This is a genomic window from Sinorhizobium sp. CB7 (genome assembly GCF_041357635.1).
Taxonomy (GTDB): domain Bacteria; phylum Pseudomonadota; class Alphaproteobacteria; order Rhizobiales; family Rhizobiaceae; genus Rhizobium.
The window spans coordinates 90425-110280 of the sequence record NZ_JAULLL010000006.1 but is presented as its reverse complement, the minus strand read 5'-3'; the positions used below and the strand labels follow the sequence as shown (position 1 = coordinate 110280).

22 protein-coding genes are annotated in these 19856 nt (G+C 60.6%); 10 read left to right on the top strand and 12 right to left on the bottom strand.

The window, feature by feature from the left end:
* Positions 1–37 precede the first annotated feature (37 nt).
* From AAE029_RS13105 to AAE029_RS13090, 4 genes are all read right to left on the bottom strand, one after another.
* A complete protein-coding gene (locus AAE029_RS13105; RefSeq protein ID WP_371073289.1) occupies positions 38–244 on the bottom strand; it encodes a DUF2160 family membrane protein in 207 nt (68 codons plus the stop codon).
* A 4-nt stretch (positions 245–248) separates the two neighbouring features.
* A complete protein-coding gene (locus tag AAE029_RS13100) occupies positions 249–1085 on the bottom strand; it encodes a carbohydrate ABC transporter permease (RefSeq protein WP_371073288.1) in 837 nt (278 codons plus the stop codon).
* Between the two features lie 4 nt (positions 1086–1089).
* The gene (locus AAE029_RS13095) at positions 1090–1965 is read right to left on the bottom strand and encodes a carbohydrate ABC transporter permease (protein ID WP_371073287.1); all 876 of its coding nucleotides are present in this window, start codon (positions 1963–1965) and stop codon (positions 1090–1092) included.
* 101 nt (positions 1966–2066) lie between these two features.
* Complete coding sequence (locus AAE029_RS13090) at positions 2067–3500, bottom strand: extracellular solute-binding protein (protein ID WP_371073286.1); 1434 nt, start codon at positions 3498–3500, stop codon at positions 2067–2069.
* A 297-nt stretch (positions 3501–3797) separates the two neighbouring features.
* Between AAE029_RS13090 and AAE029_RS13085 the strand changes: the two genes are divergently transcribed.
* The 7 genes from AAE029_RS13085 to AAE029_RS13055 all read left to right on the top strand — a co-directional run bounded on the left by AAE029_RS13085 (position 3798) and on the right by AAE029_RS13055 (position 9761).
* Positions 3798–4682 (top strand): sugar phosphate isomerase/epimerase family protein, encoded by an 885-nt coding sequence (locus tag AAE029_RS13085; RefSeq protein ID WP_371073285.1) that lies wholly within the window; start codon positions 3798–3800, stop codon positions 4680–4682.
* A 66-nt stretch (positions 4683–4748) separates the two neighbouring features.
* Positions 4749–5966 (top strand): ROK family protein, encoded by a 1218-nt coding sequence (locus tag AAE029_RS13080; protein WP_371073284.1) that lies wholly within the window; start codon positions 4749–4751, stop codon positions 5964–5966.
* Positions 5967–5995: 29 nt separating this feature from the next.
* The gene (locus tag AAE029_RS13075) at positions 5996–6973 is read left to right on the top strand and encodes a sugar kinase (protein ID WP_371073283.1); all 978 of its coding nucleotides are present in this window, start codon (positions 5996–5998) and stop codon (positions 6971–6973) included.
* Positions 6974–7148: 175 nt separating this feature from the next.
* The gene (locus tag AAE029_RS13070) at positions 7149–7874 is read left to right on the top strand and encodes an SDR family oxidoreductase (RefSeq protein ID WP_371073282.1); all 726 of its coding nucleotides are present in this window, start codon (positions 7149–7151) and stop codon (positions 7872–7874) included.
* Positions 7875–7885: 11 nt separating this feature from the next.
* Complete coding sequence (locus AAE029_RS13065; protein WP_371073281.1) at positions 7886–8659, top strand: SDR family NAD(P)-dependent oxidoreductase; 774 nt, start codon at positions 7886–7888, stop codon at positions 8657–8659.
* A gap of 96 nt (positions 8660–8755) precedes the next feature.
* The gene (locus AAE029_RS13060; RefSeq protein WP_371073280.1) at positions 8756–9055 is read left to right on the top strand and encodes a hypothetical protein; all 300 of its coding nucleotides are present in this window, start codon (positions 8756–8758) and stop codon (positions 9053–9055) included.
* Between the two features lie 4 nt (positions 9056–9059).
* Positions 9060–9761 carry an SDR family NAD(P)-dependent oxidoreductase gene (locus AAE029_RS13055; RefSeq protein ID WP_371073279.1) on the top strand — a complete coding sequence of 234 codons (702 nt, stop codon included), beginning with the start codon at positions 9060–9062 and terminating at the stop codon, positions 9759–9761.
* Between the two features lie 72 nt (positions 9762–9833).
* On the opposite strand, the gene AAE029_RS13050 is transcribed toward AAE029_RS13055, so the two are convergent.
* Positions 9834–10499, bottom strand: coding sequence for an O-methyltransferase (locus AAE029_RS13050; RefSeq protein ID WP_371073278.1), 666 nt, complete (start codon positions 10497–10499; stop codon positions 9834–9836).
* 94 nt (positions 10500–10593) lie between these two features.
* Between AAE029_RS13050 and AAE029_RS13045 the strand changes: the two genes are divergently transcribed.
* Positions 10594–11238, top strand: coding sequence for a TetR family transcriptional regulator (locus tag AAE029_RS13045; RefSeq protein WP_371073277.1), 645 nt, complete (start codon positions 10594–10596; stop codon positions 11236–11238).
* Between the two features lie 70 nt (positions 11239–11308).
* Here AAE029_RS13045 and AAE029_RS13040 read toward each other — a convergent pair whose 3' ends face one another.
* A complete protein-coding gene (locus AAE029_RS13040) occupies positions 11309–11509 on the bottom strand; it encodes a hypothetical protein (protein ID WP_371073276.1) in 201 nt (66 codons plus the stop codon).
* 166 nt (positions 11510–11675) lie between these two features.
* Here AAE029_RS13040 and AAE029_RS13035 point away from each other — a divergent pair, with 166 nt between their 5' ends.
* On the top strand, positions 11676–11915 hold the full coding sequence (locus tag AAE029_RS13035; RefSeq protein WP_371073275.1) for a hypothetical protein: 240 nt from the start codon (positions 11676–11678) through the stop codon (positions 11913–11915).
* A 134-nt stretch (positions 11916–12049) separates the two neighbouring features.
* Here AAE029_RS13035 and AAE029_RS13030 read toward each other — a convergent pair whose 3' ends face one another.
* From AAE029_RS13030 to AAE029_RS13005, 6 genes are all read right to left on the bottom strand, one after another.
* Positions 12050–12796, bottom strand: a complete 747-nt coding sequence (locus AAE029_RS13030) for a CHAP domain-containing protein (RefSeq protein WP_371073274.1) — start codon at positions 12794–12796, stop codon at positions 12050–12052.
* Positions 12797–12916: 120 nt separating this feature from the next.
* On the bottom strand, positions 12917–13786 hold the full coding sequence (locus AAE029_RS13025; protein WP_371073273.1) for an ABC transporter permease: 870 nt from the start codon (positions 13784–13786) through the stop codon (positions 12917–12919).
* 10 nt (positions 13787–13796) lie between these two features.
* Positions 13797–14726 carry an ABC transporter permease gene (locus AAE029_RS13020; RefSeq protein ID WP_371073272.1) on the bottom strand — a complete coding sequence of 310 codons (930 nt, stop codon included), beginning with the start codon at positions 14724–14726 and terminating at the stop codon, positions 13797–13799.
* Positions 14727–14728: 2 nt separating this feature from the next.
* Positions 14729–15718: an ABC transporter ATP-binding protein gene (locus tag AAE029_RS13015; protein ID WP_371073271.1), complete on the bottom strand. Its 990-nt coding sequence runs from the start codon at positions 15716–15718 to the stop codon at positions 14729–14731.
* Positions 15715–16722, bottom strand: a complete 1008-nt coding sequence (locus AAE029_RS13010) for an ABC transporter ATP-binding protein (RefSeq protein ID WP_371073270.1) — start codon at positions 16720–16722, stop codon at positions 15715–15717. The genes AAE029_RS13015 and AAE029_RS13010 overlap by 4 nt, the downstream gene beginning before the upstream one ends.
* A 91-nt stretch (positions 16723–16813) precedes the next feature.
* Complete coding sequence (locus tag AAE029_RS13005) at positions 16814–18454, bottom strand: ABC transporter substrate-binding protein (protein ID WP_371073269.1); 1641 nt, start codon at positions 18452–18454, stop codon at positions 16814–16816.
* A 427-nt stretch (positions 18455–18881) separates the two neighbouring features.
* Between AAE029_RS13005 and AAE029_RS13000 the strand changes: the two genes are divergently transcribed.
* The gene (locus tag AAE029_RS13000) at positions 18882–19700 is read left to right on the top strand and encodes a sugar phosphate isomerase/epimerase family protein (protein ID WP_371073268.1); all 819 of its coding nucleotides are present in this window, start codon (positions 18882–18884) and stop codon (positions 19698–19700) included.
* The last annotated feature ends 156 nt before the right edge of the window (positions 19701–19856 follow it).

Below are 19856 nucleotides of genomic sequence, written 5' to 3'. Positions count from 1 at the left end.
CAGTTCGCATTTTCACTTCGTCTCGGGTTTCATCGCCTCAACCCCTCCAAATGATGTAGGCGCCGATCACCACGGACAGTGCCACTGCGATCCAGACCGAAAGCCCCAGCGGCTCGAGAAACCGCATCCAAAGCAGCGACAGTGCCACCCAGATCACGACCGAGATGAAAAGGCGGTCGAACCAGTTCGTCTCGATCGGCAGGAAACCTGCCTTGCGTTGTTTATGTCCGGGTTTCGAAGTCATAGCGTCATCCTTTCACGGCGCCGAACGTCAGGCCTGCAACGATGTGACGTTGCACCACGGTGAAGACGATAAGAGCGGGAATGAGGGTGAAGACCGATATGGCCGCCATCGTTCCCCATTCGGTCCCGGTGGTCGTGACATATTCCGAAAGGCCGGTGGTCAGGGTGCGCGCATTGAAGTTGGTGAGCGTCGCTGCGAGCAGGTATTCGTTCCATGCGAAAACCCAGGTCAGGATCAGCGTCACCGCAAGCCCTGGACGTGCGAGCGGAAAGATAACATCCGAGATGACAGTCCATGTGCTTGCGCCGTCGACGTAGGCTGCCTCGTCGAGCTCCTTCGGGATCCCCTCCACGGTCGGACGAAGGGTCCAGATCGCGAACGGAAGGTTGAAAGAGCAGTAGACGAGGATCATTCCTATCCGCGTATCCGCGAGCGAGAAGCCGCCGATCGTATAGACCTGCGTGAGCAGCAGGAAGAGCGGGAGCAGAAATACCGCCGGCGGCGCCATTCTGTTCGTGATCGTCCAGAAGAAAATGCTTTCCTTCCCGCCGAGGTCAAAACGCGAAAGGGCGTAGCATGCCAGAAAGCCCAACGTCGTTACCAGGAGCGCATTGCCCGATGAGATGACGAGGGAGTTCACCATGTAGCCGCGCACCGTCGCATCGTTGAGAACATCGACATAGTTTTTCCAGAACAAGCTTCTCAGGATGACTTCGGGCGTCGCAAACAGGTCGACGGCCGGCTTCACCGAGATGACGAAAAGCCAGTAGATCGGAAACAGCGTTGCAAAGCTGATGGCGGTCCACATGATGACTGAAAGCCAGGGATTGTTGGTCTTCATCGCTTCAACCTTTTTTGGCTCGCGGTGCGATCAGGCCGACATAGAGCAGCCAGCAGACGACGATGGTCAGATACAGAACGACGACTGAGATGGCCGAGCCGTAGCCGTAGTTCGTCTTCGGAAAGACTTCCCTGAAGATATGGACGCCAACATATCGCGTCGAAGAGCCAGGGCCGCCGCCGGTGAGCATCAGCACTTCGTCCACGGTGCGCAGCGCGTCCATCAGTCTGATGAACACGGTTGCGATCAGAGCCGGGCGTATCATCGGAAGCGTTATATGCCAGAAGATCTGACTTTTGCTGGCTCCGTCGATCTGTGCCTGCTCGAACGGATCCGGCGGAAGCGACACAAGGGCGGCAATCAATGACAGCGTGACGAGGGGCGTCCAGTGCCAGATATCCATGATGACTGTCACCACGAAAGCCGCGACCGCGCTCTGACCGATATTGAGATCGAAACCGAACCAACTCCGCAGCAGATAAGGAATGATGCCGATGGACGGCGTCGTCATGAGCTTCCAAACCGATCCGACGATGATGGGGGCCATGATCAAAGGAAGCGAGTGAATCGTACGGAAAATCGCCTTTCCGGGGAAATCCTTCAGCAGTGCCTGGGCGAGCACGTAGCCGAGTACCAGCTCCGATGCCACGGCAAAGAAGACGAATGCAATCGTAATGCCCAGCGAGGCAAGAAACTGCTGGTCGAAAACCACTTTTCGGTAGTTGCCCGCCCAGGTGAAGACCATTTCCGGATTTGCCGCAAAAGGATTCCAAGCGTGGAACGAAACCCAGACGACATAGATGAAAGGAAAAATACCGAAGAGCCCAAGGATCACTATGGTTGGTGACAGCAAGAGCCAGCCGATCTTCTGTGAATGCATCGCCCTATCCCCTTTTGACAGTTACGTGGACGCCCGCCTCATTAACGAAGCAAGGAAAAGACGGGTCGCCATCGACGACCCGCCAGTCAGGGAGGAGACTTTTATTTGCGGTAGCCCAGGGACGTCAGCTCTTCTTCGGTTTTGGCGGCCATTTGGTCGAGACCTTCGTCAGGACCGATCGTTCCGGTGAGAATCTCGTAGAAGATCGGAGTGATCGCCTCGCGAAGCTGTGCGTGGAACGGGTAGGGCGGGGCGCCTGCAAAGAGCTTGCCCTGCTCGCGCATCAGGGTGAAGTAGCCCCCCAGCTCTGCGTCTAAGGCCTTTACTTCGGGCGCGTCGTATGTCGCCTTGTGCGTGATGCGTGGCGCCGCGACCGCCCAGGCCGGCTGAACGTCATTCTGTGCGATGAACTGCAGGAACAGCAGGGATGCGTCCTGGTTCTTGGAGGTCACCGGCAAGCCGAACGCGCCGCCGTCGTAGTAGCCGATGTAACCCTTTCCGGCCTCGGCATCCTTCATTACGCCCTCCTCGAGGGGAGGCAGTGCGGTGCCGACCTTCCCGACCACTTTTGATTTTGACTCGTCCGAAGCGATCCAGGCGGCGTTCTCACCATAGATGAGGCCTTGAGCGACGCGGCCGGCCGCAAAGGTAGTGGCCGTTTCGGTCCATGTCGAAGCCGTGGATTCCGGAGGTGCGATGTCGCGCATGTGAAGCCACCACTTCAGCGCGTTCTTGGCTTTGTCGCTGTTCATCGTGCCGCCGTTGGCAACGGTCGCAGCGTAATTGTTCGAGGCGTCGATGCCCCAGTTGTAGACGCCGAAGGTCGGGGCGACGGTTTCGACGTACTCGTACCAGGAAGCCGGATGGCCGGTATGAGCCTGAGCGGTCGTGCCCCACAGTTGGAGACCTTTCTCCTTGCCGTACTCCGTAAAGAATTCGGCGATCTCCGTATATTGATCGTGGGTGGTCGCGGGAACGAGGTCGTGTCCGGTCTTCTGCTTGAAGGCGGCCTTGATTTCCGGATCGTCGAAAAGGTCCTTCCGATAGAGGTACGGCTTGATGAATGCCTCCATCGGAACACCGAACAGATGTCCGTCCTTGCCGCGGAAGTAATCGGCAAAAGTCGTGAAAGCCGCTTCATCGAAAGTCGGGGACTTGAGGTCGGGCGATTTTGAAAGCGCGTCCGTGACGTCGACCAGGAAGTTGCGGGCGAGGTAGGCGTAGACGATATCCTGCTCGATATAGATCATGTCATAGATGCCGGTCTTGGCCTCCATGTCCTTGATCGCCTTGTCGTACATCTGGTCCCAGGATGTCGTTTCGATTTCGACCTTGATGCCCGTCTTCTTCTCGAACTCAGGCGCAAGCACGTCCTTGATGTAGTTGGATGGCGGAGTGGATTCGGTCACTCCATGCAGTGTTACGCCCTTGAACTTCGCACCGGCGTCGGACCAGAAGTCGGCCCAGGCGGGCGAGACAGCGGTAGCAAAGCTGAGTGTCAGCGCAAGCGCGCTGGCTTTCAAGAGATGGTTCATTTCCAATCCTCCCAGATTACAGCGAGATCATTCGCCGAGCCATTCTTTAAACCAAAAACAGCCATATTGCAACATTTGTTGTCTAGGCATGCAAATATGAAGATATGTATTTCGATTTCCATGCCCGCGAGCGGGCCGCCGATTGGGCTTTGTAAAGGGAGGTTATGGAAATCGCGGAGAAACAGGTTACTTCGTCAGAGGTGGTCAAGCTTCGACGATTAAATTTATTTGTTGCCTAACCATACTAAATAGATTAGCAATATCAGGAACCGTAGGCATCTTGTGGAGGAAACAGGCATGCGTCGATTGGGGATCCATTCATTTGTATGGACAGGCGGCCAAACTCAGGAGGGACTTGAGATGGCCCTGAACAAAACTGCCGAGCATGGATATCGAACGATCGAATTCGCCTATCTGCGGCCGGAGAAGTTTAATCTGGACCGTCTGGCAAAGCTCGCGCAGTCGCTCGATGTAGAGATCGGCGTCACCATGGGGTTGCCGCCCGACCGCGACGTTTCAAGTGAAGACGCCTCGGTGGTTGCGGGCGGCAAGCAGATGCTGGCCGACGCCGTCCGCGCAGTTCGCGACATCGGCGGCAACAAGCTCGGCGGAATCCTTTATTCCGCACATACCAAATACAATCGCCAGCCCACGAAGCGGGGCTGGAACAACAGCGTTGCCGCGATCGCGGAGACGGCGCAGGTGGCGAAGGATGCAAAGGTCGACCTCGTGCTGGAGATCGTGAACCGGTTCGAGACGAACCTTCTGAACACGACAGCTCAGGGGCTGAAGTTCATCTCCGAGACGGGCTCGGACCAGGTTCGTCTTCACCTCGACACGTTCCACATGAACATTGAGGAAGCGAATCCCGCCGCCGCAATCCGTCTTGCCGGCGACAAGATCGGCTATTTCCATGTCGGCGAGAGCAACCGCGGCTACCTCGGTGACGGCGTCATCAACTTCGATCTCATCTTCGATGCGCTGCTCGACATCGACTACAAGCGCGACGTCGTGTTCGAAAGCTTCTCAACGGCAGTCGTCGACGAAGGCCTCTCGCTCGCCTGCGCGATCTGGCGTGATACCTGGACCGACAACGATCCACTGGCTGCGCATGCCAAGCGATTTATCGAGCTGAAATACGAGGAAGCCAAGCGTCGCCGTGCCACCAACGCTCGGCCCTGATAATCCTTCTGGCGGCCTCCTCCGACCGTGTAGGGTTGGTTGAAGTCGATTTGAAGGGATTGGAACATGAACGACACCGTCTCCATAGGCAGTTCGCCGCGCAGGATTCGACAGAACAACATCGTCGCCGCCCTGCAGACGATTTACAGCAACCGCTGCATGAGCCGTGCCGATCTGGCGCGAAAGCTCGGAATGAACCGATCGTCGTCGGGCGAGATCGTCGCCGAACTGACGGAAGGCGGCTTCGTCAAGGAAATGGACGGAACCAGCCAGCAGCGCACCGAGCACTCGCGCGCAGGGCGTCCCGGGATCATGCTGGAACTGGTTCCGGACGCGGCTTTCTTTGTCGGCATCGAGATCGGTGTGGAGCATATCTCGGCGGCAGTTGTCGATCTCTGCGCTGACATTCAAGTCTGTCGCAAGCTGCCTTTCGATGCGCCTTCCTCAACCGTCGAGGCGGCGGTCGATCACGGTGTCGAACTGATCCTCGGAGCAATGGAGGAGCGGATGATCGAGCGATGCAGGGGATTGGGGATATCGACTCCCGCCCACATCGGTCCGGATGGTTTCGTGAGCCTTGCCCCGATCATTGGATGGCGCAACGTCCCATTGAAGGAGATTGCACGCGCTGCGTTTCCGGCGAGCGTCCCGATAGCGGTTGAGAACGACGCCAATGCGTTTGCCATCGGAGACAGCTACCGAAACGGCAGTGCCGGCGTCACGCTCTTCCTTCTCATGGAGACCGGCGTCGGCGGCGGCATCGTGATCGATGGGAAGCTGTTTCGTGGCGGCCACGGTCTCGCAGGTGAAATCGGCCATACGCTCGTGCCGGGAAGCGGCGGCCAGAAATTCGAGCAACTGATCGGGCGCGAGATACTTATTACTCAATACCGCCAGGCGACCGGACGAAGCGACGCCGATTTGCAGGAGTTTCTAAGCGATGTCCGCGACCGGGTTCCCGACGCGGTCAACATCGCCGAGACTTGGTCGCGCCACCTCGCATACGCCCTCTTGCAGGCCTGCCGCTTGATCGATCCGGACAGGATTGTGCTCGGCGGATCCGTGGCCTCCCTCTATCCGATGGTGGCTGCGCGCGTGGCGGCCCACATGTCGGAGGGCCAGAATATTCCATTTCCAACTCCGGAGATCGTTGTCGACGGAGACGCGGAATTCGGCTCGGCTTTTGGGGCGGCATGCATTCTTCACCAGCGTTTCCTTTCTCTGGAGAACGAAGAGTTCGGCGGCGAAGACGGAACGCAGCAACGAGTAACGGCCACTTCGTAACGACAACAGTTATCGAAAGAAGGATTGCTATGACTTCCGCACTGGCTCCCGACGAAATGGGCCCAACGGTGTGCGTGGGAGAGATCCTCGTGGAGATCGTCGCCACCACAGTCGGCGATGGATTCATCGACGCGCAGCCCCTGGTCGGCCCGTTTGCCAGCGGGGCGCCCGCAATCTTCATATCGCAGTGCGGACGTCTCGGGGGTCGCGCAGCCATGGTTGGCGCCGTGGGCGACGACGATTTCGGCCGCTTGAATATCGATCGTCTCAAGCATGACGGCGTCGATGTCTCCGCCATTTCGATCGATCCCGAATATCCTACCGGCAGCGCTTTCGTCCGCTACCGCAAGGATGGATCGCGAGACTTCGTATTCAATGTGGCCAAATCTGCCGCCGCACGCTTCGGCTGGACGCAGCAGGTCAGCGATCTCATCAATCGCAGCGGACATCTGCACGTAATGGGTACCGCGCTGTCAATGCCGAGCGCCCGGGAGGTCATCGACAAATCGGTCGACATCATCAAGTCCCGTGGCGGCACGCTTTCCGTAGACCCGAACATCCGGAAGGAATTGAAGCTCGACGAAGATACTGAACGCCGCTTCGCGAAGCTCGTGGCGGCTGCGGACCTGCTTCTGCCTTCCGGCGAGGAGGTCGAGCGAGCGGCTGGCGTGGACGGCGAGGAAAACGCAATACGACGCCTGTTGAAGATGGGCGTGAAAGAAGTGGTGCTCAAACGCGGACCCAACGGCGCGACATACTTCGGCAGAGATCGCGAGCGCATCGACGCGCCCGCTTTTGTCGTCGAGGAAGTGGATCCCACGGGCGCCGGTGATTGCTTCGGAGGCGCGTATCTCGCGTGCCGCAGGCTCGGCATGCCGCCGCACGATGCCCTGACATACGCCGCCGCGGCAGGCGCGCGAAACGTGACCATGCGTGGGCCGATGGAAGGAGCCGGCACCCGCGAAGAACTCGACGGGTTCATCTCCGCGACCGAGAGACGTTCCTGATGCAGATCCATCTCAACGAATTTGCGGCGTTCAAGATCGCCGCGGCCCGAGGGGCATCACGGGCCGGCCGTGAGAAGCGTGGCTGACTATCACGCGGCTTGACGCGTCGGCGAAGAATAGCGCGAGAGCGACGCTCCGAGCGCACGAAAAGGGAATTTAAATGGAGGAGAAGAAAATGGACGAGCTCAAAGGAAAGGTGGCTGCGGTTACAGGCGCGGCTTCAGGGATCGGACTGGCATCGACCGAGGCCATGATTGCCGCAGGCGCGACAGTTGTTCTGGTCGACCGCGATGAGAAGGCGCTGGGGTCGGTTTGCGAGCGCCTTGGCAATCACGCGATCCCATTGGCGATTGATTTGCTGGACCCTGACAAATGCGCCTTGTTGCTGGATGGCGTGCTCTCGAAGGTCGGGCAGCTTGACATTCTGCATGCCAACGCCGGAACGTATATCGGAGGCGACCTGACGGAAGCCAATCTTGATGCCATCGATCGGATGCTGCACCTGAACGTCAATGTCGTCATCAAAAACGTTCGGACGGTCATCCCACATATGATCGAACGTGGAACGGGCGACATCGTCGTCACAAGCTCGGTCGCCGGCCATTCGGCGATTCCATGGGAACCGGTTTACTCTCCATCGAAGTGGGCGATGACGTGCTTTGTGCAAACGATGCGTCGCCAGCTTCTAAAAAGCGGAATACGCGTCGGTTCGGTTTCTCCAGGACCCGTTATCAGCGCGCTGCTCGCCGATTGGCCGGAAGAAAACCTGCGCAAGGCGAAGGAGGCGGGCGCCCTGATTGAACCCAAGGAAGTGGCGGATGCGATCATGTTCATGCTGACGCGTCCGCGCAATGTGACCATCCGCGACATCGTCGTCCTGCCAAGCGCATTCGACATCTGAAGGATCGAGTCATGGGTTACCAGGAAAAATTTCGTCTCGACGGAGAATGCGCGGTCGTCACCGGCGGCGGCCGTGCGATCGGACTTTGTTGCGCGCACGCTCTGGCGGAGGCTGGCGCGGCGGTCGTCGTCATAGAACGCAGCGAGGCCGACGCTCAGGAGGTATTGGCCTTGCGGGGAAGGGGCTATGACATTGAGCTGCGAATCGGCGATGTGACAGACGCCAGGCGCATTGAGGCGATCGCCACGGAGCTTGCGGAGGGCGGACGTCCGGCCACGATCCTGGTGAACAATGCAGGGATCGGCAAGAGCGGCACTCCATCGGAAGATGTCACGGACTCCGATTGGCTCCAGATAATGAGCGTAAATGTCAACGGCGTGTTCTGGTGCTCACGTTCGTTTGGCCGGCACATGATCGCCATGAAGCGGGGCGCTATCGTCAACCTCGGTTCGATGTCCGGAATCATCTGCAACCGGCCGCAGCCGCAGACCCCTTACAACGTTTCCAAGGCGGCGGTTCATCACCTCACGCGTTCCATGGCCGCAGAGTGGGCGCAGTACGGCGTCAGGGTGAATGCGGTGGCGCCGACATATATCGAGACGCCGATGGTTGCGGCAGTCGAGGCCAATCGCGATCGGATTCCGATCTGGCTTGCCGATACTCCGATGGGAAGGATGGGCACTCCAGAGGAGGTTGCCAGTGCGGTCCTCTTTCTGGCATCGAGCGCCGCGAGCCTGATGACAGGCGCTATCGTCAACGTCGATGCCGGCTTCACCTGCTGGTAGGTAAAGCGTTCAATCACTACATAATCCCGATCGCGACGGGCGCTCTTGCGGCTAGTCCGCCGCATATTTTTATGGGATCAAGCGAGCTGGCTTTTGATGGGTGAACCAGCAAAGAGTGACGAAGAGTTCGAGCGCGCCCTTGCCGGCATCCCGGACGGCTACACCGAGGGCGAGTTCGACTGCCGCCGTTGGGGGACGACGGTGAAGCGGTCTCCGGACGGCAAGAGGATCTGGCTCTACGCCGAGGATCTGGCCGGAACCGACATTGTCAGCTTCAATCTGTATATGCTGGCTCAGCGGGGCTTCACCTTGAAGCCTTGCGAGATGTCCTATGAGAAGGTCGTCGGCTTTGTTGTGGGCTTTCGTCCCCTCGTTCCACACGCAGCAGAAAGGTGACGTCATGATCGAAATTCCATATCGCAATGCGCTCATCATTGGCGCAGGGTTCGGTATCAGCGGATCGCTTGCGAGGCTCCTGCGCTCGGTCGGCATCCCCGTCGTGCTCGCCGCTCGCAATATCGATAAGCTCGCGCCGTTGGTCGATGAAACGGGCGCCATCGCGCTGCCGGTCGATGCCAGCGATGCCTCCCAGATCGAACGGCTGTTCGCCGAGACCGAAGCGCGGATCGGCGCGCCGGAAATCGTGGTCTATAATGCCAGCGGGCGGCTTCGCGGCCCTATCGCCGAACTCGACCCGGTGGACGTGGAGAAGGCCGTCGCCGTCTCGGCCTTGGGCGCGTTCTATACGGTGCAGCAGGCCGCGAAACGCATGCTGCCGGCCGGTAAGGGTGCGATCCTTCTCACCGGCGCCACCGCAGGCGTGAAGGGATTCGCGCTGTCGGCACCCTTCGCCATGGGAAAGTTCGCATTGCGTGGCCTGGCGCAGAGCGCCGCGCGTGAGCTGGCGCCAAAGGGGATCCATGTCGCCCATGTCGTGGTCGACGGCGGCGTGCGCGCCGAGCATCGGCCCGATCCGCCGGACCGGCCCGACAGCACGCTCGATCCCGACGCAATCGCACAGTCCTATATCGACCTCCTACGCCAGCACCGAAGCGCCTGGTCCTGGGAACTCGAAATCCGGCCTTGGGTCGAGAAGTTCTGAGCACCTGGAAGGGTCCGTGGCGGTTCTATGGGCGACGGCTCGGTATTGCGGGGGTGCGTCAGCGTGGGCGACTCACCCGAGCCGCATGGTTAGTTCGACACCGCTCGGAAGCTGCGTCGACATGTAACCGTTCGCAGGCGATCTGACTCGCGCCAGGTAGTCGGGGCAGTAGTCGACGTCGTCGGCGACGATCAACGATCCTGGTCGCAGGCGGCTTTCGAGCAGCCCCAGGACCTCGCAGTACAGGGCTTTGGCACCGTCCAGCAGAATAAGGTCGATCGTATCTGGAAGGTCGATGCTTAGCGTTTCCAATGCATCGCCCGGTCTGATCTCCACCAGGTCGATGAGGCCCGCTTCGAAGAAATGACGCTGCGCCCGCTCGACCTTCTCGGTTTCGAACTCCGTCGTGATCAGGCGCCCGCCGCCGTTATCGCGCAGCGCGGCGGCCAGGAATAGCGTCGACAAGCCCAACGAGGTTCCGAACTCGACGATCGTCCTGGCGTTGCTGCTCCTGGCCAGCATGTAGAGCAGTGTCCCGGTCTCCCGAGACACAGCGAGCGGAAGGTCCTTCAACCGTCCATAGAAGTCGAGGTAATCGGTTTTGCTTCGCATCAGGCGTTCCCGCTCCTCTTCCGACATCTGCGCGATTGCAGGATCTCGGGGAGGCCAGGCTTCCTCTGCCTCCTCGAAAAGGCGGTCCAGCAGGGCGGCAAGCCGGGCATTTGAAAGGGTCGTCATCTCGGATCTCCAGTCGAAGCAAGGTTGTTCTTGTGCTCGAAGTGAAAATACGAATAATTCGTCGCGTTCGCTAATCGCGTTCTGAGGAGTGACCATGACCGATCGCCAGAAGGCCCGGATTTCCTCGCGAAAGGAGCCGAAACAGGCCCGCTCAACCGGGCTTGTCGCGACAATTTTGGAAGCCGCTATTCAGGTTTTGGAACGGGAGGGAGCGCAACGATTCACCACCGCACGGGTGGCCGAAAGAGCCGGCGTCAGCGTCGGATCGATATACCAGTACTTTCCGAACAAGGCCGCCATCCTCTTCCGTCTTCAGAGCGACGAGTGGCGGCAGACCAACGATCTGCTGATCACCATTCTCGCCGATTCTGGCACAGCGCCACTGGAGCGGCTTCGCACGCTCGTCCACGCCTTCGTTCAGTCGGAATGTGACGAGGCATCGATGCGTGTTGCGCTTAATGACGCGGCTCCACTCTATCGCGCCGCGCCGGAGGCAGAGGATGTTAGAGCCTCCGGGGATGACGCTGTTCGCGCGTTCATGTATGAGGCGCTCCCGAATGCATCGGATTCGGCCCGAGATCTAGCCCGCGAGCTGATCATGACGACGTTGAGCGACGTCGGAAAACGGTTTTCGGAGAAGCCCCGCACCAGGGACGAGATCGAAACTTATGCCGGAGCCATGGCCGACATGTTTTGCGCGTATCTCGCCACGATCAGTGGCTCCGGAGCTCCTCGATGATGAATTCGCTGGCCAAAGCGGAAGTATGGATCGGCATTGATGCTGTCGAGGGCGATCATCAGCGGCGTCTCTATGGCCCGCCCGCCATCGATCCGACTACGACCATCACCAATGCATCCACGTCGATTTCACCATTCACCTCGATCCCATCAGCCGTTCGGCGGACCTTGAGGTTCTGAGGCCGCTCTGCCGCCTGTCTCTCCAGTTCCTCGATAACCGCCGAGATCGCTTTCGCTTCCAGCGGCGTGTCGTTCAGATCGCTGGTACCCATTTTCGAGAACGCTCCTTCCTTTCGCTCGGGATAGTGCTTGAACTCGCATTCGAAATGCCGGCCGCTGGCACCATGCCGGAAAGGTGGTGGCCGCATGTCTTCTACCGGGAACCGCGCGTCAGGGCGCGCGATCGGTCAGCCTTGTGGCGCCTTCCTGAGATGCGCAATGAGCGCAGCAATAGATTACCTCGTCTTGCTCGACGCCATGGCCGATGACACGGCAACCGCAATGAGGGCAGGATGGCGCCAATTTTTGAATGGCGCATTCGAAGCTGTCAAAAGTATAGGTTTTCCCCGCCATCGAAACATTGAAGGATTTGTCATATTCATTACCGCACAGGTCGCAGCGTGCCATGAAAGTTCTCCTCGTTTGAACGGTCCTGGCAATCAATCCTTCGGGCATTGATTTTGTTCCGATATGTCGAGGAGCAAAGCGCATGCCATGCGAAGACCGGTTGGGCTGCATCGACATGCAGGAACGATGCGAAAAGGCGGACTGGCGCGCACGCGAAAGAGTGCGCGAGGAGCTTTATCCACCCGTCAGTGGGGCCGCACGAATACATTCAAGCGCATCATCGCGGAGACGACGGCGCCCGTGTCCAGGCGCCTTCGGACGGGCTGGTCACCCATGGTCATGGTTTTCTCCGAGATGATGCTGGAATGGCCATCTATTGCCTGGTTTCCGCCGACGACCACCATATTGTGCTTGTCATCAAAGCGTTTGAAGAAGGCGACGTGGCCCAGTCCAATGTTCTTGCCCGTTGAGGCGCTAAAACACGTAAAGACAGCGAGATCGCCCTCTTTAGGGGGATCGACAGCAACGAATGCGGGCGGCAGAAATGATTGAGACCATGCGCTCGCACTCCCGGCACCTCCATTGCGGCGAATGCAAAAGTTGACGAACGCTGCGCACCATGGAATGGGATCGTCTTGCGGGTAGAGCAAGCTTTCCTTGAGAAACTCGGCGATCAAAGGGTTCAATGGCGCGGGCGGGGGCAACTGCGAGATAATCGCGGGCCTGGCATCGAAATAACGATCCACGAAACTCTGGGCGATGTCGATCGGGCGCGGTCCGACCGGCGTTAAGTCGATGGCCTCGCGCGCATGTTTGATCTCAGCCTTGATCGGCTTGAGCCGTTTCGCAGATGGTTTGCGTGATGCGGGCTTCGGCGGTGGATATTGAAGTTGGAGAATGACTTCCCGCCCCGTTTTGCGCGCAAGGACGACTTCAGACTTGAGCACCGGAAAAGCTGCAATCAGGGCCACGAGGGCCCGCCGGGTGAGCATCGGTCTTCCTCTTGCGCGCGGCCTGCATTTGTCCAGTGTGGCCGCGTCACCGTTGGAACGCCTGATTGTCAACAGGGTTCCGCGACGCGCTGTCGCCTGTCTTCGGCCCCAAAATCCGCCCTAGGAAATGGTCGGGTCGAGCTTGTCGCGCAGCCAGTCGCCGGCCATGCTGATGGAGAGGGTCGTCAGCATGATGACGAAGGATGGGGCGAGCATGATCCAGGGGGCACGGGTGAGATATTCGCGGCCATAGCCGACCATGTTGCCGAGGCTCGTCATTGGCGGCTGGACGCCGAGACCCAGGAAGGAAAGGCTGCTTTCCATGAGGATGATCTCCGGGAAGGTCAACGTCATGGAGACGATCAGGGTCGAGGCAATGTTCGGCAGGATGTGTCTTGCATAGACATGCGAGGGACCGGCGCCGAGCTGGGTGACGGCTGCGGCATAGCCCTGACTGCTTGCGGCGATCGCAAGGCCGCGGGCGATGCGGGCATAGCGTTCCCAGCCGTAGAAGCCCATGAGGCAGATGAGGAGCAGCAGCGACGAGCCGAAGAAGGCAAGAACCGCGAGCGACATGATGAGGAAGGGCAGGGCCGCCTGGAAATCGGCGAGCATCAGGACAAACTGCTCGACAATGCCGCGGAAATAGGCCGCGAGGAACCCGAGCAATGTACCGAAAAAGGCCGAGATCAGCGTTGCGCCGAAGGCGATGAGCAGCGAGACGCGGATGGATTCTATCAGGCGCGAGAGCACGTCGCGGCCGAGTTCGTCCGTGCCGAGCAGATGCGCCGGATTGCCGGGGAGAGACAGGCGGTTCCTCAGATCGAAGGCGGTGATGTTATAGGGTTTGATCCAGTCCGCCGTGAGCGCGATCAGCACCATGACGACGATCCAGACGAGCGAGATCGCGACCAGAAGCGGCACCTTCCGCTTTCGTTTCGAACGGCTTTGCGAGGCGGCGGCTTCGGACTGGACGGATAGATTGGCCATGGGATGCCCCTCAGTGTCTTGCCTGGTTGTTGCGCAGGCGCGGGTCGAGATAGCCGTAGAGAATGTCGACGACGAAATTCGAAAGCACCATGGTCGTTGCGACGAAAAGCAGGATGCATTGCACGATGGCAAGGTCGCGATTGGCGACCGCCACGACCAACAGACGGCCGACGCCGGGCCAGGAGAAGAGCGATTCCACGACGACGGCGCCGGCGATCAGTGTCCCGACCATGAAGCCCGCAACCGTGACGATCGGGATGGCGGCGTTCGGCAGCGCATGCTGCCAGACCACATCGCGCCAGCTCGAACCCTTGGCGCTTGCGGTGCGGATATAGGGCTGTCCCATCACCTCGATCATGGCGCTGCGCGAGAAGCGCGCCAGGATCCCCGCGCCGCCGACGCTCATGGTGACGATCGGCAAGATGGCATGGACCCAGCTGTCCTGTCCGCCCGAAGGCAGAAGGCCGAGGGTGACCGAGAAGATCAGGACGAGGATAAGGCCGAGAACGAAGCTCGGCATTGTGAAGCCGACGATGGCGCCCGCCATGACGCTGCGGTCCAACGTACTGTCGCGATGGAGGGCGGCATAGACGCCGGCGGGAATGCCGATCAGAAGCTTCAGGATCAGCGCCGGGACGGTGAGTTCCAGCGTCGCCGGGATACGTTCGAGCACCATCTCGATCGCCGATTGGCCGTCGCGCATCGAGATGCCGAGATCGCCACGCGCGATCGCCGCGAAATAGCGCAGATACTGCACCCATATCGGCTGGTCGAGACCCCAGGCAGTGCGGAAGGCAGCGATTGCCTCGGGCGGGGCCTCCGGTCCGAGGATGATCAGTGCCGGATCGCCGGACATGCGCAGCACGACAAAAGCGAAGGTGATGACCAGGACAATGGTCATCAGGGCGCGAAAAGCACGCACGAGAAAGAAACGCAGCATGATCAGCGGTCCTCCGAGGCAGCGCTCGGCGCTATGAGGTGGCAGGCGGCCTTGCGCCCAGCTTCGACCGAAAGAAGCGTCGGCACTTCGGTGCGGCAGCGCGCCGTCGCCAGGCCGCAGCGCGGATGGAAGGCGCAGCCGGACGGGCGGGCAGCCGGGTTCGGCGGTTCGCCGGAAAGGATGATGCGGTCGCGCAGCGCCGTGCCGGGGACGGGAACGCTCGAAACCAGTGCCTTTGTGTAGGGGTGCAGCGGCCGCCGGAAGATCTCGTCCGAGGAGGCCTCCTCGACGATGCGGCCGAGATACATCACCGCCACGCGGTCGGCGATGTTGCGCACGACCTTGAGGTCATGGCTGATGAAGGCCATGGCGATGCCCTGCTTCTCCTGCAGGTCGCGCAGCAGGTTGACGACCTGCGCCTGGATGGAAACGTCGAGCGCGGAGACGGGTTCGTCGCAGACGAGCAGTTGCGGGCTGGTCGCGATCGCCCGGGCGATGACGACGCGTTGGCGCTGGCCGCCGGAAAGCTCGTGCGGATAGCGTTCGGCCTGATCACGCCGGAGGCCGACGGCGGCCATGAGCGAGTGGACCCGGTCCCGCCGCTCCTGTTCGGTTCCGATCCTGTGAAGAAAGAGCGGCTCGCCGATCTGCGCGCCGATCGGCAGCCGCCTGTCGAGGGCGGCAAGCGGGTCCTGATAGACGAACTGCATGCGCGCCCTGAGCTTGCGCCAGGCGGCTGTCTTCAGATGCGGCAGGCCTTCCCCCTCGAAGCGGACACTGCCCTCGGTCGGCTCCTCGAGGCCGAGAAGAAGACGGCCCGTCGTCGACTTGCCGGAACCGGACTCGCCGACGATGCCGAGCGTAGTGGCAGGCGCGACCGAAAGGGAGACGCCGTCAAGCGCGCGCACCGCCATCTGCCGACCGAAGAGGCCACGGCGCGTCGAATAGGTCTTGACCAGATTGTTGGCTTCGATCAGCGGAGCAGCATTCATGCCAGTTCCACTCCCTGACCGGTGTGCATGGCAGGGTGCATGGAGGGCGCAGCTCCCGCGCCGACCGGGTGGAAACAGGCGGCGGCATGCGTGCCGCCGACTGTCTCCAGCGGCGGTACGGTATTGTGACAGAGGTCGGAGGCGCGCGTGCAACGCGGCGCGAAGGAGCAGCCGCCCGGCATGCGGCCGGGCTGCGGAACAGTTCCCGGGATCGGCACCAGACGTTCGCGGCTACCATCGAGCCGGGGAATGGCGTCGAAAAGGCCGCGCGTATAGGGATGCCTCGGATCGCGGAACAGAGTTTGCATCGAACATTTCTCGATGATGCGCCCGGCATACATGACGCAGACGCGCTCGCAGATCTGCGAAACGGCGCCGAGATCGTGGCTGATGAAGACGACGGCCATGCCGGTTTCCTCGCGCAGGGAAATCAGGAGGTCGAGAATCTGCGCCTGGATCGTCGCATCGAGCGCGGTCGTCGGCTCGTCGGCGACGAGCAGGTCGGGATTGCCCGCGAGCGCCATGGCGATCATCAGGCGCTGGTTCTGTCCGCCGGAGAATTCATGCGGAAAATTGTCAAAGCGGCGTGGCGCATCGGGAATGCCGACCATCTCCATCAGACGGATGCTCTCGTTGCGGGCGCCCTTGCCGGTCAATCCGCGATGCAGCTCCACCGCCTGCGCAATCTGCCGTCCGACGCGGATCACCGGATTGAGTGCGCTCGATGGATCCTGGAAGATCATCGCAATGCGCCCGCCGCGAATGCTTTCGAGCTTTGCCCGTGGGGCGCCGACGAGCTGATCGCCGGCAAGGCGGACATCGCCCGAAATAGCGGCCTTGCCCGGCAGCAGGCCAAGGGCGGCGAGCCACGTCACGGACTTGCCGCAGCCGGATTCACCGACGAGGCCGACGGCTTCGCCTTTTTCGATCGTCAGATCGATCCCGTGAAGGACCGGGACACCATCAAAGGCGACTTTCAGATTTGCGATTTCGACCAGTGCCATCACGCGTCTCCTTTCTCGGACGCGTTACGGCTCACGGCCGGCGTCCAGAACGGGAGCGGGCCGGACATCCCCTATCCGGCCCGCTCTCTCTTTACGCCCAGTTGCCCGGGCGGAAGTCCATGGCGAAGGCCGGAGAGGCCTTCCACTTGATGGACTTCGGCTTCGCCGTGAAGACCGCGTTCTGATGCAGTACCGTGTAGGCGGGGTCTTCACGCTCGGCGATCTCGAGCATGCGCTGGAAGACGACCTTGCGACGGGCGCGATCGGTCGAAGTTTCCAGTTCGTTCGACAGCGTGTTGAACTCGGCGTTGGTCCATTCGCCGGTCTGCTGCTGCTGGCCGTTCGGGCCGTGCTGGGCGACGAGCGAGGAGACCGGATCGTTAAAGGGGGCGGAGTTCGACCAGTCGCGCACCGCGCGGCCCGGACCCTTTTCCTGGATCTGCTGCCAGTTCTCGGTCATCTGGATTTGGACGTTGAGGCCGGCCTGGTTCCACATCTCGACCAGGATCTGCGCCGTCGGCACCTGGTTGGTGTAGTAGTTGTTCAGCAGGCGGTAAGGGATCGGGTCGCCCTTGTAGTTCGCCTGCTTGACGAGGCTCTTTGCGAGCTCCAGGTCGAATTTCGCAACGTCCCAGTTGTCGACGAACATGTTGGCGGAGCGATAGGTCTCGAACTGCAGGCCCTTCGGCACCACGGTGCGGCCGAGCCACAGGGAGTCGACGATCGCCTGGCGGTCGATCGAATGCGTGATCGCGCGGCGGATGAGCGGGTTCTGAAGCTGCGCATGATGGGCGTCGAAGACAGTGAGGCGATAGTTCTGGATCGTGCCACCCTGCACTTCGAAGGCGGCGTTCTTCTCGATGCCTTCGATCTGGTCCGGCGGAATATCGCAGGCGAAGTCGTATTCGCCCGAAAGCAGGCCGTTGATGCGCGAGGCGACTTCCGGAACTTCGACGAAGCGGATCTGCTTCAGCGGCGGACGTCCGCCCCAATATTCGTCATGGGCGACATAAACAAGCGAATTGTCCGGCTTGAACTCGGAGACAATGTAGGGGCCGGTCGTGATCGGCTTGCGCGCCCAGTCGAGATAGGAAGGAGCCTCATCCCAGCCGCGGCGGCTTAGGATCTCGCTGCCGTAGCGCATGATGCGGCCTTCCAGCGTGACATCAGGCGTGGCGTTGATGAAGCGCACCGTGTAGCGATCCACGACCTGGACGCCTTCGAGCGCCGGCCAGGAACGGCGGGCGACGGCCGGCACTTCCGGCGGCAGTTCCTTGGTCTGGCGGTTGGTCGGGTTGGAGGTGTCGTCGATGAAGATCGTCTTGCCGGTCGCCGGCTGCGTATTGCCGAACATGCGCGACTTGCCGAAGCTGAAGGCCACGTCCTCGGCCGTCAACTCGTCGCCATTGTGGAACTTGACGCCCTGGCGCAGCTTCAGCTCGACCGTCTTGTCGTCGATGCGGCGCCATTCGGTGGCGAGCAGCGGGATGGATTCGAGGCTGCCGCGCAAGTTGCGGCCGATCAGGCCTTCCCAGAGCGAGGCGAAGATCCGCTCGCCGACATTCGACTGCTCGCGCAGGACGTCCAGCGTGTTGGAATTGGAAATCTTCTGAACGGCGATCGTGACGGATGGACGGTTGTCCGCCTGAGCGATGGAAAAGCGCGGAAGGATCAGCGACCCTGCAACGCCCGTTGCAAGTCCGAGCGCCCCCCGGCGTGTGATATTGACCATGGCACCAAATCTCCTTGAGGTTTCAATTGGTCGCTGCCGACAGGCGTGCCGCCGGTGCGATAACGAGTCAGCTTTGAGCAGTAGGACTGCAGAACTTTCGATGTGCGCTGCTCCCCAAGCAGCCGCGCATTGAAAATTCATTCCCCTCATGCACGCGAAACGGGTGCGAGCCAAAAAATGAGCACGTGTTCGATCGCAATAATGAGAACGCTTTTCTGCTCATGGTCCCCGCCTTTCGCGACGCTGTTTGCCGCTCGACTGTTTCAGGGACATGACTGAAAGCTCACAGTTCCATGAAAGTTTTCTGACGGAAATTTTTCAGTCGATGTAACACGCCCGACATAAACGAGGGCCATATAGCGCTCCAAGCGATCTCCGGTTCGTCTTTGTCGCGCAGAATTCCTTCCTTTTATCGATTGGAGCTTCCATGCCCTCCTTGCCCATTCTTGGCGCCGCCATGACCCTCGACGAAGTCGAAATCCACCGTGACTGGCTTATGGAAAAGCCGCGTGACCTGGAACTGCAGAGCTTCGTCGATGCATCCGTTCTGAACGGCGACTGGACGCCGCTTGCCGAGCGCGCCCGCACGCTGCTTCGCGGCCACCAGGGTCGCCTCGGCATCCATGGCCCGTTCTGGGGCTTCATCATCGCCTCGCAGGATCCGGACATCCGCACCGTGGTCAGCAAGCGCCTCGTACAGGGCATCGACGTCTGCGCTGCGATCGGCGCCACGCAGATGGTCATCCACAGCCCCTATACGACCTGGTCCTACAACAATCTCGACGCCAATCCCGGCGAGCGCGAACGGATCACCGAACATTGCCACCTGACGATGCGCGAGGCCGTGAAGAAGGCGGAAGACATCGGCTGCACCATGGTCATCGAAAACATCGAGGACATCGACCCCAACCTGCGCGTCGCACTCGCCGACAGCTTCAACTCGCCGGCCGTCGCCGTCTCGATCGACACCGGCCATGCCCATTATGCCCACGGCTCGACAGGTGCTCCGCCTGTTGATTACTACGTCACGGCAGCCGGCAACCGCCTGCAGCACGTGCACCTGCAGGACGCCGACGGCTACGCCGACCGCCACTGGAGCCTCGGCGAAGGCACCATCCTCTGGCATTCGGTCTTCACCGCGCTTGCAAAGCTCGACAGCAATCCGCGCCTGATCATTGAGATCAAGGACAAGTCGAAGATCCCGGCCTCCGCCGCCTATCTGGCGTCGCTCGGACTCGCAGAGTAAGACTTATCGCCAAGCGTCCGCTACGGGCGGATGTCTCGGCGGGGCGCGTTCAAAGATCACCGCCGCAGGCCTGTCAAGGCCATTGTCTGGCGTGGACGCCTCCCAGTCTCCCTCATTCCTGTGCCTGTCACAGGAATCCAGCCGCCGTGCGTCCGC

Excerpts from the sequence above, each read along its gene's own strand:
- AAE029_RS13105 (WP_371073289.1), bottom strand. The coding sequence starts at position 244 with ATGACTTCGAAACCCGGACATAAACAACGCAAGGCAGGTTTCCTGCCG.
- AAE029_RS13100 (WP_371073288.1), bottom strand. The coding sequence starts at position 1,085 with ATGAAGACCAACAATCCCTGGCTTTCAGTCATCATGTGGACCGCCATC.
- AAE029_RS13095 (WP_371073287.1), bottom strand. The coding sequence starts at position 1,965 with ATGCATTCACAGAAGATCGGCTGGCTCTTGCTGTCACCAACCATAGTG.
- AAE029_RS13090 (WP_371073286.1), bottom strand. The coding sequence starts at position 3,500 with ATGAACCATCTCTTGAAAGCCAGCGCGCTTGCGCTGACACTCAGCTTT.
- AAE029_RS13085 (WP_371073285.1), top strand. The coding sequence starts at position 3,798 with ATGCGTCGATTGGGGATCCATTCATTTGTATGGACAGGCGGCCAAACT.
- AAE029_RS13080 (WP_371073284.1), top strand. The coding sequence starts at position 4,749 with ATGAACGACACCGTCTCCATAGGCAGTTCGCCGCGCAGGATTCGACAG.
- AAE029_RS13075 (WP_371073283.1), top strand. The coding sequence starts at position 5,996 with ATGACTTCCGCACTGGCTCCCGACGAAATGGGCCCAACGGTGTGCGTG.
- AAE029_RS13070 (WP_371073282.1), top strand. The coding sequence starts at position 7,149 with ATGGACGAGCTCAAAGGAAAGGTGGCTGCGGTTACAGGCGCGGCTTCA.
- AAE029_RS13065 (WP_371073281.1), top strand. The coding sequence starts at position 7,886 with ATGGGTTACCAGGAAAAATTTCGTCTCGACGGAGAATGCGCGGTCGTC.
- AAE029_RS13060 (WP_371073280.1), top strand. The coding sequence starts at position 8,756 with ATGGGTGAACCAGCAAAGAGTGACGAAGAGTTCGAGCGCGCCCTTGCC.
- AAE029_RS13055 (WP_371073279.1), top strand. The coding sequence starts at position 9,060 with ATGATCGAAATTCCATATCGCAATGCGCTCATCATTGGCGCAGGGTTC.
- AAE029_RS13050 (WP_371073278.1), bottom strand. The coding sequence starts at position 10,499 with ATGACGACCCTTTCAAATGCCCGGCTTGCCGCCCTGCTGGACCGCCTT.
- AAE029_RS13045 (WP_371073277.1), top strand. The coding sequence starts at position 10,594 with ATGACCGATCGCCAGAAGGCCCGGATTTCCTCGCGAAAGGAGCCGAAA.
- AAE029_RS13040 (WP_371073276.1), bottom strand. The coding sequence starts at position 11,509 with ATGGGTACCAGCGATCTGAACGACACGCCGCTGGAAGCGAAAGCGATC.
- AAE029_RS13035 (WP_371073275.1), top strand. The coding sequence starts at position 11,676 with ATGAGCGCAGCAATAGATTACCTCGTCTTGCTCGACGCCATGGCCGAT.
- AAE029_RS13030 (WP_371073274.1), bottom strand. The coding sequence starts at position 12,796 with ATGCTCACCCGGCGGGCCCTCGTGGCCCTGATTGCAGCTTTTCCGGTG.
- AAE029_RS13025 (WP_371073273.1), bottom strand. The coding sequence starts at position 13,786 with ATGGCCAATCTATCCGTCCAGTCCGAAGCCGCCGCCTCGCAAAGCCGT.
- AAE029_RS13020 (WP_371073272.1), bottom strand. The coding sequence starts at position 14,726 with ATGCTGCGTTTCTTTCTCGTGCGTGCTTTTCGCGCCCTGATGACCATT.
- AAE029_RS13015 (WP_371073271.1), bottom strand. The coding sequence starts at position 15,718 with ATGAATGCTGCTCCGCTGATCGAAGCCAACAATCTGGTCAAGACCTAT.
- AAE029_RS13010 (WP_371073270.1), bottom strand. The coding sequence starts at position 16,722 with ATGGCACTGGTCGAAATCGCAAATCTGAAAGTCGCCTTTGATGGTGTC.
- AAE029_RS13005 (WP_371073269.1), bottom strand. The coding sequence starts at position 18,454 with ATGGTCAATATCACACGCCGGGGGGCGCTCGGACTTGCAACGGGCGTT.
- AAE029_RS13000 (WP_371073268.1), top strand. The coding sequence starts at position 18,882 with ATGCCCTCCTTGCCCATTCTTGGCGCCGCCATGACCCTCGACGAAGTC.